Consider the following 12499-nt stretch of genomic DNA (forward strand, 5'->3'; position numbering starts at 1 on the left):
AGTGTTCGGCCGTCAAGACCTCATTCACTAGGCCAAACCAGGGGTGGCCCATGCGAATACTCAAGTCCCGCGCCGTCCGCGCGGTCACCGCGGCGCTGGCCGTCGGAATGATCGCGACGGGCTGCGCCAGCGAGCGTGGCAAAGACGGCGACAAGGGCGGCGACAAGGACACGTTCGTGTTCGCGGGCGCCGGAGACCCCAGCTCGCTGGACCCGGCCCTCGCCAGCGACGGCGAGACCTTCCGGGTCACCCGCCAGGCGTTCGAGGCTCTGCTTGAGCACGAGCCCGGCGGCAGCGAACTCGTCGGCGGCCTCGCCGAGAAGTGGTCGAGCAACGACGCCGGCACGGTGTGGACCTTCAACCTGCGCAAGGGTGTGAAGTTCCACGACGGGGAGCCGTTCAACGCCGAAGCGGTCTGCGCCAACTACGACCACTGGTTCAACTGGACCGGCACCTACCAGTCCAGCGCCGTCTCGTACTACTGGCAGTCCATCATGGGCGGCTTCGCGCAGAACGAGGACAAGGACGCCCCCAAGGCGAACTACAAGTCCTGCACCGCGAAGGACGCCGACACCGCAGTCATCGAGGTGCACGAGCCCTCCGCCAACCTGCCGGGCGGCTTCTCCCTCCAGGCGCTGGCGATCCACTCGCCGAAGGCCGTCAAGGCGTACGAGAAGCAGGCGGCGACCGGCAAGGACGACGCCATCACGTACCCCAAGTACAGCCAGGAGGCCGGCACGGTCGCCGGCACCGGCCCGTACAAGATCATGAAGTGGAACAAGGGCAACAAGGAAGTCGCCCTTGAGCGCTTCGACGACTACTGGGGCGAGAAGGCCAAGGTGAAGAACCTGGTCTTCCGTGCGATCGCCACCGAGGAGGGCCGCCGCCAAGCGCTGCAGGCCGGTGACATCGACGGCTACGACCTGGTGTCCCCGGCGGACGTGAAGACGCTGGAGGGAGAGGGCTACGAGGTCCCGACCCGTGACGTCTTCAACATCTTCTACGTGGGCATGACCCAGGAGAAGAACCCGGCACTGCAGAAGCCCCAGGTCCGGCAGGCCATCGCGCACGCCGTCGACCGCGAGAACATCGTCAAGACCCAGCTGCCCGAGGGCGGCAAGGTCGCCACGCAGTTCATGCCGGACACGGTCGCCGGCTGGTCGGACAAGGTGAAGACGTACCCGTTCGACACCGACAAGGCCAAGCAGCTGCTCGCGGCCGCCGGTGAGCCGAAGCTGAAGGTCGAGTTCTGCTACCCGACCGAGGTCACCCGGCCCTACATGCCGGCCCCGCAGGACATCTTCGAGCTGATGAAGGCCGACCTCGAGAAGGCCGGCATCACCGTCACCCCCAAGCCGATGAAGTGGGCCCCGGACTACCTGGACGCCACCGAGGCCGGTGCCTGTGCCCTGCACATGCTGGGCTGGACCGGTGACTTCAACGACGGTTACAACTTCATCGGTACCTGGTTCGCCGAGTACGACAAGCAGTGGGGCTTCAAGGAGCCCGCCGTCTTCGACGCCGTGACCGGCGCCTCCAAGGAGACCGACCCGGCCAAGCGCGTCGACGCGTACAAGGCCGCCAACGAGAAGATCATGGAGTACCTGCCCGGTCTCCCGATCTCCTCTTCGCCGCCGGCCATCGCGTTCGGCAAGAACGTCAACCCGCCGAAGGTCTCCCCGCTGACGCAGGAGAACTTCGCCGAGGTCTCCTTCAAGTAATCCCCCCACCGAATGCGGGGTCCGCCCGGCCACACCTCAACGTGGCCGGGCGGACCCGCTTCTGACGTACACGTAAGAAAGGGGCATGCGGGGTGCTGCGACTCGTCGTACGAAGACTGCTACAGCTGATACCCACCCTGCTCGGCCTGTCGGTTCTCCTCTTCCTCTGGCTGAACCGGCTGCCCGGCGGACCCGCCTCAGCGATCCTGGGTGAACGGGCCACCGCGACCGAGGTGGCGCGCATCAACCGGGCCCTCGGCCTGGACCAGCCCATCTGGGTGCAGTACGGAAGATTCATCAAGCGCATCCTCCAGCTGGACCTCGGCACCTCCACCAAGACCGGCCAGCCCGTGTGGGACGAGTTCGCCCTGCGCTTCCCGGCCACGGTCGAGCTCAGCATCACGGCCATGCTCATCGCCATCGCCGTCGGCATCCCGCTCGGCTACCTCGCCGCGAAGCGGCGCGGCGGCTGGCTCGACGTCGCCTCGGTGTCCGGCTCGCTCCTCGGGATCTGCATCCCGGTGTTCTTCCTCGCCCTCATCCTGAAGGGCGTCTTCGCCGTCAACCTCGGTCTCTTCCCCAGCTACGGGCGGCTGTCCACCGGCCTCGACGCGACCGGCGTCACCGGTTTCGCGGTCCTGGACGGCCTGTTGACCGGCGAGTTCGACGCCGCGTGGGACGCGCTGTGGCATCTGATCCTGCCCGCCGTGACCCTGGCCTCGATCCCGCTCGCCGTCATCGTCCGCATGACCCGCGCCAGCGTCCTGGAGGTCCTCGGCGAGGACTACGTCCGCACCGCGGAGTCCAAGGGCCTGGAGAAGAGCGTCGTCCGCGTCCGCCATGTGCTGCGCAACGCCCTCCTTCCGGTCGTCACCGCCATCGGTCTGCTGACCGGGTCGCTGCTGTCCGGCGCGGTCCTCACCGAGTCCGTGTTCGCCTTCGGCGGCATCGGCTCCTTCATCAAGGACGCCATCGACGCCCGTGACTACCCGGTGCTGGTCGGCTTCATCATGTTCATCGCGATGGTGTACGTCGTCATCAACCTGCTCGTAGACCTGGCGTACAGCCTCATTGACCCGAGAGTGCGGGTGAACTGACGTGTCCGCCAAGACCGACAAGATCGACCGCCTCGCCCAGCTGACCCAGGCGAACGAGACCACGTCCGGCGCCAGTCTGTGGCGCGAGGCGTTCCGCCGGCTGAAGGCCAGCAAGATGGCCGTTATCGGCGCGGTCGTCATCGCCGTGTTCGTCGTCGTCGCCGTCATCGGCCCGTGGGTCGCACCCCATGCGCCGACCGCCCAGACATGGCGCGGCGAGGTCTTCGCCAACCAGGGCAAGTTCGTCGGCATGCGCGGCGAGAACTGGTTCGGCCTGGACCACCTCGGCCGCGACATGTTCTCCCGCATCCTCGTCGGCGCCCGCCAGACCCTTCTGGTCGGTGTCGTCTCGATGCTCATCGGTCTGCTCGTCGGCGCGTGCGTCGGCATGCTGTCCGGTGCCGCCGCCACCCTCGGCGGCAAGGCCGGCCGCCGCGTCGACACCGTCGTCATGCGGTTCATCGACATGATGCTGTCGCTGCCGTCGCTGCTGCTCGCCGTCTCCATCGCGGCCGTCCTGGGCCAGTCCCTGACCACCGTGATGATCGCCGTCGGTGTCGTCCAGATCCCGATCTTCGCGCGGCTGCTGCGCGGCTCGATGCTCGCGCAGGGCGGCTCCGACTACGTGCTCGCGGCCAAGGCGCTGGGTGTGCGGCGGAAGCGGATCGTGCTCACGCAGATCCTGCCGAACTCGCTCAGCCCCGTGATCGTCCAGGCGACCCTCAGCCTCGCCACCGCGATCATCGAGGCCGCCGCCCTGTCCTACCTGGGCCTGGGCAACCCGGATCCGGCCGTCCCCGAGTGGGGCGTGATGCTCTCCCAGGCGCAGCGGTTCTTCGACAACGCGCCGATGATGGCCGTCTACCCGGCGGTCGGGATCATCATCACCGCCCTCGGCTTCACCCTGCTCGGCGAGGCCATGCGCGAAGCCCTCGACCCGAAGCTGCGAGGCTGAACTGCCATGCCACTGCTATCAGTTGACGAACTCACCGTCACCTTCGGCGGCCGCGGCCGTACCCCGTCGCGGGCCGTCGACGGCGTCTCCTTCACCGTCGACCAGGGCCAGGTCGTCGGCCTGGTCGGCGAGTCGGGCTGCGGCAAGTCCGTGACCTCCCTCGCCCTCATGGGCCTCCTTCCGCGCAAGGGCGTCCACGTCGGCGGGCGCGCCGAGTTCGACGGCGTGGACCTGCTCGCCATGAGTCAGAAGAAGCTCCGGGACATGCGCGGCAGCAAGCTCGCCATGATCTTCCAGGACCCGCTGTCCTCGCTGAACCCGGTCATCCCCATAGGCGTCCAGGTCACCGAGATCCTCCGGCGCCATCGGGGGCTGAAGGGCGAGGCCGCCCGCAAGGAGGCCGCGCACCTGCTCGACCGGGTCGGCATCCCCGACCCGGACCGGCGGCTCAAGGAGTACCCGCACCAGCTGTCCGGCGGTATGCGCCAGCGCGCCCTCATCGCCATGGCCGTGGCGTGCGCGCCCCGGCTTCTCATCGCCGACGAGCCCACGACCGCGCTCGACGTGACGATCCAGGCGCAGATCCTGGAACTGCTCAAGGAGCTGGTGGACCAGGAGGGCACCGCCCTGCTGATGATCACCCATGACCTGGGCGTCGTGGCCGGGCTCTGCGACCAGGTCAACGTGCTCTACGCGGGGAAGGCGGTGGAGACCGCGGGCCGCCGCGAGCTGTTCGCCCACCCCACGCACCCGTACGCGCACGGGCTCCTCGGCTCCATCCCGCGCCTGGACGCACCGCGCGGCGAGCCGCTGAACCCGATCCGCGGCTCGATCAACGACAAGATCGCCTGGGCGGACGGCTGCGCGTTCGCGCCGCGCTGCGACCACTACACGATGGAGTGCCTCACCGGTACGCCCCAGCTGACCGAGCCGCGCGCCGAGGGCCACCGTGTGCGCTGCGTGAACCCCGTCATACCCGAGGCCGCACAGGGCGAGGAGGTACCGGCATGAGCCTGCTCGAACTGGACGGTGTGAAGGTCCACTTCCCGGTGAAGAAGGGCGTGCTGTTCGATCGTACGGTGGGCCATGTCTACGCGGTCGACGGCGTGTCGCTGCGGGTCGAGGCGGGCCGGACTTACGGCCTGGTCGGAGAGTCGGGCTGCGGCAAGACGACGCTGGGCCGGGCCGTGCTGCGGCTCGTCGACGTCACGGACGGCGAGGTGGTCTTCGACGGCACGGACCTGGCGAAGCTGCCCGAGGAGGAGATGCGGAAGTTCCGCCGCCGCCTCCAGATGGTCTTCCAGGACCCGCTGGGCAGTCTGAACCCCCGGCAGAACATCGAGTCCATCCTGACGGAGGGCATGCTCGCGCACGGCATCGGCGCGACGCAGGAGGAACGCCGCGAAAAGATCAAGGCGATCCTCCAGCGGGTCGGGCTCCCGACGAACGCCCTGTCCCGCTATCCGCACGAGTTCTCGGGCGGCCAGCGCCAGCGCATCGGCATCGCGCGGGCGCTGGTGCTGGAACCGGACGTCATCATCTGCGACGAGCCGGTCTCGGCCCTGGACGTGTCCATCCAGGCCCAGGTGATCAACCTGCTGGAGGAGCTCCAGGAGCAGCTGGGCCTGACGTACCTGGTCATCGCCCACGACCTGGCCGTCGTCCGGCATATCTCGGACGTCATCGGCGTCATGTACCTCGGCTCGCTGGTCGAGGAGGCCCCGAGCGACGCCCTGTACGCGGCGCCCAAGCACCCGTACACCAAGGCCCTGATGTCGGCCGTCCCGGTACCGGACCCGGAGGTGGAGGACCGCCGGGAGCGCATCCTGCTCCACGGCGACCTCCCGTCCCCGGCGAACCCCCCGGCCGGCTGCCGCTTCCACACCCGCTGTCCCTGGGCCCAGCCGCGCTGCGCGGAGTCCCGCCCGGAGCTGGCGGACACCGGCGACGGCCACAAGGTCGCCTGTCACTTCACCGCCGAGATCGAGGCGGGCACCCTGCCTCTGACGCGCGCGACGGGCGGGGAGGCTGTCATGGGCACGGGCACGGGCACGGGCGCAGGCACATCGGCCTCGGGCGAACCGTCGCCGGAGCCGGCCGACTCCGACGACTCTGCCGAGTCCGCCGAGCCGGTGGAGAAGACCGCGTGACGCCCCGCCCGGGCGCGGGCAGACCCCGCGCCCGGGCGGGCCGGTCCCGCGGGGTGCGCACGCGGGCGTGAGACAGGACGCCGCCGCACGCGCCCCACGCGGTAGAACAGTGCGGTGCTCCTGGATCTGTTCACCCCCTCCGTCCTCCACGCGCTGGACCTCGCCGGCATCTTCGTCTTCGCGATCTCCGGCGCGCTCCTCGCCGTCCGCAAGAACTTCGATGTCTTCGGCATGGCCGTCCTCGCGGAGGTCACCGCGCTGGGCGGCGGGCTCTTCCGGGACCTGGTCATCGGCGCCGTACCGCCGGCCGCCTTCACCGACCTCGGGTACTTCCTGATGCCGCTGGTCGCCACCGTCCTGGTGTTCTTCCTGCACCCGGTCGTGGAGCGCACCCAGGCCGCCGTCAACGTCTTCGACGCCGCCGGCCTCGGGCTGTTCTGTGTGGCCGGGGCGACCAAGGCGTACGAGTACGGGCTCGGGCTGACGCAGTCGGCGGTCCTCGGTCTGGCGACCGCTGTCGGGGGCGGCGTCCTCCGGGACGTCCTCGCCAACGAGGCGCCGTCGCTGCTCCGCTGGGACCGGGACCTCTACGCGGTGCCGGCGATCGTCGGCGCGACCATGGTCGTGCTGTTCATCCGGTTCGAGATGCTGAACCCTCTCACCAGCGCTCTCGCCGCCCTCACCGCGTTCGTTCTGCGGCTGCTCGCGCTGCGGTACCGGTGGCGGGCGCCCCGCGCCTGGAACCGGCGCTCCTCGGCCACCGAGGAGTAGCGTCGTCGACAAAGCTACCGCTTAGTAATTAGTTGTTGTACCGTTTCTGGTCATGGACAGCAGTCAGTTCGACCGCGACACCGCGGTCACCCTCCGCGAGCCCGGTGTCTACGACACGGACCTCTCCGCCGAGTGGACCATCTTCGGCGTCGTCAACGGCGGCTACCTGCTCGCCCTGCTGGGCCGCGCCCTCGGTGAGGCGCTGCCGCACCCGGACCCCTTCTCGGTCTCGGCCCACTATCTGGCGCCCTCCCTCCCCGGCCCGGCCGTGATCCGTACCGAGACGGTCCGTACCGGGCGCACGCTCTCCACCGGCCAGGCGTCCCTCTTCCAGTACGCCGAGGACGGCACCGAGACCGAGCGCATCCGTGTCGTCGCCACGTACGGCGACCTGGGCGGCCTGCCGGACGACGTCCGTACGACCGCGAAGCCGCCGGCCATCCCGCCGTACGAGCACTGCTTCGGCCCGTCGGACGCCCCGGTGCCGCTGCCCGGCTCCGCCGAGATCACCCGGCTGCTGGACATCAGGCTGGACCCGGCGACCATCGGCTGGGCCGTCGGCGAGCCCTCCGGCAAGGGGGAGATGCGCGGCTGGTTCGGTCTCGCCGACGGTCGCGACCCCGACCCGCTCTCGCTGCTCCTGACGGTCGACGCGCTCCCGCCGACCGCGTTCGACCTCGGCCTCCAGGGCTGGACGCCGACCGTCGAACTCACCACGCACATCCGCTGCCGCCCCGCCCCCGGCCCGCTGCGGGTCGCCATCACCACCCGCAACCTCGCGGGCGGCTTCCTGGAGGAGGACGCCGAGGTCTGGGACAGCGCCGACCGCCTGGTCGCCCAGTCCCGCCAGCTCGCCCGCGCTCCCCGCGAGGCGTAACCGGGACCGGCGCGGGGGGCGTACGCGTACGGCCCAGGACGCGCCGCGCGCACCGGTCAGTCAAGCCAGTGGCGGCGGCCCAGGCTCACCAGTCGCAGCCGCCGCCGCGCCACCCGCGCCACGCGCTCCCGGGCGGCGGGGTCCTCCTCCGCCGCCAGGAACGCGGACGCGGTCATCACCATGAGGTCGACGTACAGGCCCGCCAGCATCAGCAGATCGTCCCGCTCCCAGCCGGCCGCCTCCGGGGGCCGCCCCAGCCCGTCGGCCACCTCCTCGGCGAACCGGTCGAGTTCGCCCCCGATCGCGTCGCGCACCGCCCGCACCCCGCCGTGCCGCTCGCGCACCAGGAACCGGACGTGCGCCGGGAAGTCCCGTACCAGCCCCGCGATCAGGTCCACCGTCGCGGCGATCCGCTCCTCGCTGTCCCCGGTGGTTGCGAGCGTCGTACGGATCGTCCCGTGCAGGCTGCCCAGCGCCTCGTCCACCAGGGCGACCCCGAGGTCGGCGGTGTCGCGGAAGTGCCGGTAGAAGGCCGTCGGGGCGATGCCCACCGCGCGGGTCACCTCCCGCAGCCCCAGGCTGCTGAGGCTCTGGTTCTCGAGCAGCGCGAGCGCGGCGTCCATCAGTGCCTGGCGGGTCTTCCGCTTCTGCGCCTGCCGGACTCCCATGGCTCCGGGGCTCCCGGTGGTGTGACTCATGCCATGCAGTAAACAACCGTTCTCCGAACGGTTCCAGTGGCGCCAAGTGACTAGACTGATGGGTCAGTGCACAGTTGTAACCTCACCGTTCGGAGAGGCAACCCGATGCTCTTTCTCGTCGCCGCCCTGCTGTTGTTGGGCACGGTCCTCGGCACCGCCGCCTTCGTGCCCCTTCCCGTCACCGCCGCCGGGGCCACCGCCATCGCCGCCTGGCTGCTCGTCTTCGCCGCCCGTGAGCGCCTCGCCCGCCGGCGTCGGCGCTGTCAGCACTGAGAGGCCGATCCGCCATGGAAAACGCCGTGATCCCGCGCAGCGACGCCGACGGCATGGCCGTCGCCGCCTTCGTACTCGGCCTCGTCGGCCTGCTCGTCCTCAACATCGTCCTCGGCCCGATGGCCATCGGCCTCGCCGTGCTCGCGCTGCGCCGCGGCACCCAGCGCCGCGGCCGCGCCCTCCTCGGTCTCGCCCTCGGACTCGCCGATCTCGCCCTCCTGGCCACGCTCGTGTCCGTGACCGGCACCGTGTCGTGGAGCCTCGCCTGACCCGTCCGGTGGGGCCGGGCAGGCCGGGGAGCCGAGCCGGGCAGGCCGGGGAGCGGAGCCGGGTCGACGTCCTGGCCGCACCGGGGCCGAGGGCCGTGCCGCGCCCCGGGCGGGCGTCCGGGCCGAATGGCCGGATACGCCCCCGCCGGGCGGCCGCCCCGGGCTCGTAGAATCGGTGCACCATGGCTTACCTCGACCACGCCGCGACCACTCCGATGCTCCCGGAGGCGATCGAGGCGATGACCGCCCAGCTCACCGCCACGGGCAACGCATCGTCCCTGCACGCCGCCGGGCGCCGGGCCCGCCGCACCGTCGAGGAGGCCCGCGAGACCCTCGCCGAGGCGCTCGGCGCGCGCCCCAGCGAGGTCGTCCTCACCTCCGGTGGCACGGAGGCCGACAATCTCGCCGTCAAGGGCCTCTACTGGTCCCGCAGGGACGCCGACCCGCGCCGCGTACGGGTTCTCGCGAGCCCCGTCGAGCACCACGCCGTCCTGGACGCCGTCCACTGGCTCGGCGACCACGAGGGCGCCACCGTCGAGTACCTGCCTGTCGACGCGTACGGCCGTGTCCACCCCGACGCGCTGCGCGAGGCCATCGCCCGCGACCCCGACAGCGTCGCCCTGGCCGCCGTGATGTGGGCCAACAACGAGATCGGCACCATCATGCCGGTCCGCGAACTCGCCGACGTCGCCCGCGAGTTCGACGTCCCGCTGCACTCGGACGCCGTCCAGGCGGTCGGCCAGGTCCCGGTCGGCTTCGCCGACTCCGGACTCGCCGCCATGGCCGTGTCCGGGCACAAGATCGGCGGACCCTACGGCATCGGGGCGCTCCTCCTCGGCCGCGAGTACAGCCCCGTACCCGTGCTGCACGGCGGTGGCCAGGAGCGCCACGTCCGCTCCGGCACGCTCGACGTCCCCGCCGTCGCCGCCTTCGCCGTCGCCGCGCGGGTCGCCGGCGAGCACCGCGAGGAGTTCGCCCGCGACATCGGTGCCCTGCGCGACGAGCTGATCGACGCCGTCCGTACGGCCGTTCCGGACGCCGTGCTCGGCGGCGACCCCGACGACCGGCTCCCCGCCAACGCCCACTTCAGCTTCCCCGGCTGCGAGGGCGACTCCCTGCTCCTCCTCCTGGACGCCCAGGGCATCGAGTGCTCCACCGGCTCCGCCTGCACCGCCGGCGTCGCCCAGCCCAGCCATGTCCTGCTGGCCACCGGCACCGACCCCGACCTGGCGCGCGGCACGCTCCGCTTCACCCTCGGCCACACCTCCACCCGCGCCGACGTCGAAGCCCTCGCGAAGGCCATCGGCCCGGCCGTGGAGCGGGCGAGGACGGCGGGCCTCAGCTAGCCGGCGCCGCCCTCGTGGTCGCCGCCCTCGTGCCCGGGGCCGGGGCGGACGGCGACGGTGGCGGTGACGCGGGGCGCGCCGCGGCCTCCCGTACGAGCCTGATGTACCGGTCCCAGTCCCAGTGCGGCCCGGGGTCCGTGTGGTCCGTGCCCTCGACCTCCACATGGCCGATGATGTGCTCCCGGTCCACGGGTATGGCGTACCGGGCGCATATGTCGGCCGCCAGCCGCGCCGAGGACTCGTACATGGCCGCGGTGAAGTCCTGCGGCCGGTCCACGAAGCCCTCGTGCTCGATGCCGACGCTCCGCTCGTTCATGCTCCGGTTCCCCGCGTGGAACGCCACGTCCAGCTCGCGGATCATCTGCGCTATGCGCCCGTCCTTGCCCACCACATAGTGCGCGGCCGCGCCGTGCCCCGGGTTCTTGAACACGCGCAGCGCCGTCGCGTAGCTGCCCTGCACGACATGGATCACGATCCGGTCGATGCCGAAGTCGTCCGGGCGGTCGGCCCGCCGCCAGTTCGCGCGGGCCGCCGCCGTCCACTGCGCGTCCGCGTGGTCCAGCTCACCCTCCACCCGCTTCTTCTCCGTGCCCGGAAGCCGCCACCACATCCGCCTCAGCTCGTCCCACCCCAGCGCCGCCGCGCCCGCCACGGCGGCCCCGCCACCGATCAGCAGGGCACGCCGCCCCACCCGTCCGCTCTGTTCACTGCCCATGTGACCGTGAACGCTTACTCACGCGACTACGGTTCCCGGAGCCCCGTACCCTGGTAGCGCTATGACTGAGACCTCCCAGCGCCCCCTCCGTGTCCTCGCCGCCATGTCCGGCGGCGTCGACTCCGCCGTCGCCGCCGCCCGTGCCGCCGAGGCGGGACACGACGTGACGGGGGTGCATCTGGCGCTCTCCGCGAATCCGCAGTCCTTCCGCACCGGTGCGCGAGGCTGCTGCACCATCGAGGACTCGCGCGACGCCCGCCGTGCCGCCGACGTGATCGGCATCCCCTTCTACGTCTGGGACCTGGCGGAGCGTTTCCGCGAGGACGTGGTGGAGGACTTCGTCGCCGAGTACGAGGCGGGGCGTACGCCCAACCCGTGCCTGCGGTGCAACGAGAAGATCAAGTTCGCGGCCCTCCTCGACAAGGCCCTCGCCCTCGGCTTCGACGCGGTCTGCACGGGCCACTACGCGAAGGTCGTCACCCTCGCCGACGGCACGCGGGAACTGCACCGCGCCTCCGACATGGCCAAGGACCAGTCGTACGTCCTCGGCGTTCTCGACGAGCGGCAGCTCGCCCACGCCATGTTCCCGCTCGGCGACACGCTCACCACCAAGGACGAGATCCGCGCCGAGGCCGAGCGCCGGGGCCTGGCCGTCGCCAAGAAGCCCGACAGCCACGACATCTGCTTCATCGCCGACGGTGACACCCAGGGCTTTCTCGCCTCCCGCCTCGGCAGGGCCGAGGGCGACATCGTCGACGAGTCCGGCGCCAGGCTCGGCACCCACGACGGCGCCTACGGCTTCACCATCGGCCAGCGCAAGGGCCTGCGCATCGGCCACCCGGCCCCGGACGGCAAGCCCCGCTACGTCCTGGACATCTCGCCGGTGGACAACACCGTCACCGTCGGCCCCGCCGAGGCCCTGGACGTGACCGCCCTTACCGCCGTCAAGCCCCGCTGGTGCGGCCGCGCCCCCGACGGGCCAGGCACGTACACCGCCCAGCTCCGGGCCCACGGCGGCGAGACGGAGGTGACGGCCGAGCTGACCGGCGGCGAACTCCGCGTCACCTTCGCGGAGCCGGTCCGCGGCGTCGCCCCGGGCCAGGCGATCGTCCTCTACGCCGGCACCCGAGTGGTCGGCTCGGCCACCATCGCCACAACGACCCGCCGCACGGCGACGGTCACTGCCTGAGGCCCTGTCCCGATCGCTCCCGTCCCGATCAGGTCCCGTCCCGATCAGGTCCCGTGCCGTTCACGTCTCGTCCGGGCCGTAGAAGCAGAAGTGCCCCTTGATGGCCGCCACTTCGGGCTTCGGGTCCGGGTAGGCCCATACCGCGTCCGGGCGGCCGGGGAGGGACCAGTACGACGCGGTGCCCTTGAACGGGCAGTACGTGTGCTTCCCGGACGGCTCCAGCAAGTCGGTGCGGACGTCCTCGGGCGGCAGATAGTGGCGTACGCGGCAGCCCGTTTCGCGCAGGGCGAGGGCGCGGCGGCTGTCGGCGACGATCTGCCCGTCCCGCTCGACCCGGACCGGCCCGTCGGCCGGCTCGACGGTGATGCGGTGTCCTGATGGCGTCATATCCGGGTCAACGGCGCCCGGTCCGGCCGTGTTCCCCGTTCCGGCCCCGTA

General features: G+C 71.2%; 14 protein-coding genes. 11 read left to right on the forward strand and 3 right to left on the reverse strand.

All coding sequences use genetic code 11. The annotated features are described in order from the left end of the window. The first annotated feature begins 50 nt into the window (after positions 1-50). From FVS66_RS28560 to FVS66_RS28590, 7 genes are all read left to right on the forward strand, one after another. A complete protein-coding gene (locus FVS66_RS28560) occupies positions 51-1721 on the forward strand; it encodes an ABC transporter substrate-binding protein (RefSeq protein WP_149184113.1) in 1671 nt (556 codons plus the stop codon). Positions 1722-1813: 92 nt separating this feature from the next. Then, positions 1814-2818 carry an ABC transporter permease gene (locus tag FVS66_RS28565; protein WP_149184114.1) on the forward strand — a complete coding sequence of 335 codons (1005 nt, stop codon included), beginning with the start codon at positions 1814-1816 and terminating at the stop codon, positions 2816-2818. Position 2819: 1 nt separating this feature from the next. Next, positions 2820-3773 (forward strand): ABC transporter permease, encoded by a 954-nt coding sequence (locus FVS66_RS28570; protein ID WP_149184115.1) that lies wholly within the window; start codon positions 2820-2822, stop codon positions 3771-3773. Between the two features lie 6 nt (positions 3774-3779). Continuing rightward, positions 3780-4784 (forward strand): ABC transporter ATP-binding protein, encoded by a 1005-nt coding sequence (locus tag FVS66_RS28575; RefSeq protein ID WP_149184116.1) that lies wholly within the window; start codon positions 3780-3782, stop codon positions 4782-4784. Then, the gene (locus FVS66_RS28580; protein WP_149184117.1) at positions 4781-5923 is read left to right on the forward strand and encodes an ABC transporter ATP-binding protein; all 1143 of its coding nucleotides are present in this window, start codon (positions 4781-4783) and stop codon (positions 5921-5923) included. The genes FVS66_RS28575 and FVS66_RS28580 overlap by 4 nt, the downstream gene beginning before the upstream one ends. A gap of 114 nt (positions 5924-6037) precedes the next feature. After that, positions 6038-6694 (forward strand): trimeric intracellular cation channel family protein, encoded by a 657-nt coding sequence (locus tag FVS66_RS28585; RefSeq protein ID WP_149184118.1) that lies wholly within the window; start codon positions 6038-6040, stop codon positions 6692-6694. 52 nt (positions 6695-6746) lie between these two features. Beyond that, the gene (locus FVS66_RS28590; protein ID WP_149184119.1) at positions 6747-7571 is read left to right on the forward strand and encodes a thioesterase family protein; all 825 of its coding nucleotides are present in this window, start codon (positions 6747-6749) and stop codon (positions 7569-7571) included. A gap of 56 nt (positions 7572-7627) precedes the next feature. Here the strand turns inward: FVS66_RS28590 and FVS66_RS28595 are convergent, their stop codons facing one another. Then, positions 7628-8269 (reverse strand): TetR family transcriptional regulator, encoded by a 642-nt coding sequence (locus FVS66_RS28595; RefSeq protein ID WP_149184120.1) that lies wholly within the window; start codon positions 8267-8269, stop codon positions 7628-7630. A 105-nt stretch (positions 8270-8374) separates the two neighbouring features. Here FVS66_RS28595 and FVS66_RS35270 point away from each other — a divergent pair, with 105 nt between their 5' ends. The 3 genes from FVS66_RS35270 (at position 8375) to FVS66_RS28605 (ending at position 10157) form a co-directional block, all read left to right on the forward strand. Further along, a complete protein-coding gene (locus FVS66_RS35270) occupies positions 8375-8542 on the forward strand; it encodes a hypothetical protein (RefSeq protein WP_187645731.1) in 168 nt (55 codons plus the stop codon). A gap of 14 nt (positions 8543-8556) precedes the next feature. Continuing rightward, complete coding sequence (locus tag FVS66_RS28600; RefSeq protein ID WP_149184121.1) at positions 8557-8811, forward strand: DUF4190 domain-containing protein; 255 nt, start codon at positions 8557-8559, stop codon at positions 8809-8811. A 182-nt stretch (positions 8812-8993) separates the two neighbouring features. Continuing rightward, positions 8994-10157 carry a cysteine desulfurase family protein gene (locus FVS66_RS28605; RefSeq protein WP_149184122.1) on the forward strand — a complete coding sequence of 388 codons (1164 nt, stop codon included), beginning with the start codon at positions 8994-8996 and terminating at the stop codon, positions 10155-10157. Here FVS66_RS28605 and FVS66_RS28610 read toward each other — a convergent pair. Then, positions 10150-10872, reverse strand: coding sequence for an N-acetylmuramoyl-L-alanine amidase (locus FVS66_RS28610; RefSeq protein ID WP_149184123.1), 723 nt, complete (start codon positions 10870-10872; stop codon positions 10150-10152). The two genes, FVS66_RS28605 and FVS66_RS28610, sit on opposite strands and share 8 nt — an antisense overlap. 61 nt (positions 10873-10933) lie before the next feature. On the opposite strand from FVS66_RS28610, the gene mnmA reads away from it, so the two are divergent. Next, the gene (gene mnmA / locus FVS66_RS28615) at positions 10934-12061 is read left to right on the forward strand and encodes a tRNA 2-thiouridine(34) synthase MnmA (RefSeq protein ID WP_149184124.1); all 1128 of its coding nucleotides are present in this window, start codon (positions 10934-10936) and stop codon (positions 12059-12061) included. A 60-nt stretch (positions 12062-12121) separates the two neighbouring features. Here the strand turns inward: mnmA and FVS66_RS28620 are convergent, their stop codons facing one another. Next, complete coding sequence (locus FVS66_RS28620; protein ID WP_149184180.1) at positions 12122-12448, reverse strand: DUF427 domain-containing protein; 327 nt, start codon at positions 12446-12448, stop codon at positions 12122-12124. Between the last annotated feature and the right edge of the window lie 51 nt (positions 12449-12499).

Origin of the sequence: Streptomyces sp. TRM49041, assembly GCF_008271805.1 — a bacterium.
In the GTDB taxonomy this organism is placed as follows: domain Bacteria; phylum Actinomycetota; class Actinomycetes; order Streptomycetales; family Streptomycetaceae; genus Streptomyces.

What these genes read in the sequence shown, in the direction of transcription:
- FVS66_RS28560 (WP_149184113.1), top strand. Translation starts at nt 51, where the DNA reads ATGCGAATACTCAAGTCCCGCGCCGTCCGCGCGGTCACCGCGGCGCTG.
- FVS66_RS28575 (WP_149184116.1), top strand. Translation starts at nt 3,780, where the DNA reads ATGCCACTGCTATCAGTTGACGAACTCACCGTCACCTTCGGCGGCCGC.
- FVS66_RS28580 (WP_149184117.1), top strand. Translation starts at nt 4,781, where the DNA reads ATGAGCCTGCTCGAACTGGACGGTGTGAAGGTCCACTTCCCGGTGAAG.
- FVS66_RS28590 (WP_149184119.1), top strand. Translation starts at nt 6,747, where the DNA reads ATGGACAGCAGTCAGTTCGACCGCGACACCGCGGTCACCCTCCGCGAG.
- FVS66_RS28595 (WP_149184120.1), bottom strand. Translation starts at nt 8,269, where the DNA reads ATGAGTCACACCACCGGGAGCCCCGGAGCCATGGGAGTCCGGCAGGCG.
- FVS66_RS35270 (WP_187645731.1), top strand. Translation starts at nt 8,375, where the DNA reads ATGCTCTTTCTCGTCGCCGCCCTGCTGTTGTTGGGCACGGTCCTCGGC.
- FVS66_RS28600 (WP_149184121.1), top strand. Translation starts at nt 8,557, where the DNA reads ATGGAAAACGCCGTGATCCCGCGCAGCGACGCCGACGGCATGGCCGTC.
- FVS66_RS28605 (WP_149184122.1), top strand. Translation starts at nt 8,994, where the DNA reads ATGGCTTACCTCGACCACGCCGCGACCACTCCGATGCTCCCGGAGGCG.
- FVS66_RS28610 (WP_149184123.1), bottom strand. Translation starts at nt 10,872, where the DNA reads ATGGGCAGTGAACAGAGCGGACGGGTGGGGCGGCGTGCCCTGCTGATC.
- mnmA (WP_149184124.1), top strand. Translation starts at nt 10,934, where the DNA reads ATGACTGAGACCTCCCAGCGCCCCCTCCGTGTCCTCGCCGCCATGTCC.
- FVS66_RS28620 (WP_149184180.1), bottom strand. Translation starts at nt 12,448, where the DNA reads ATGACGCCATCAGGACACCGCATCACCGTCGAGCCGGCCGACGGGCCG.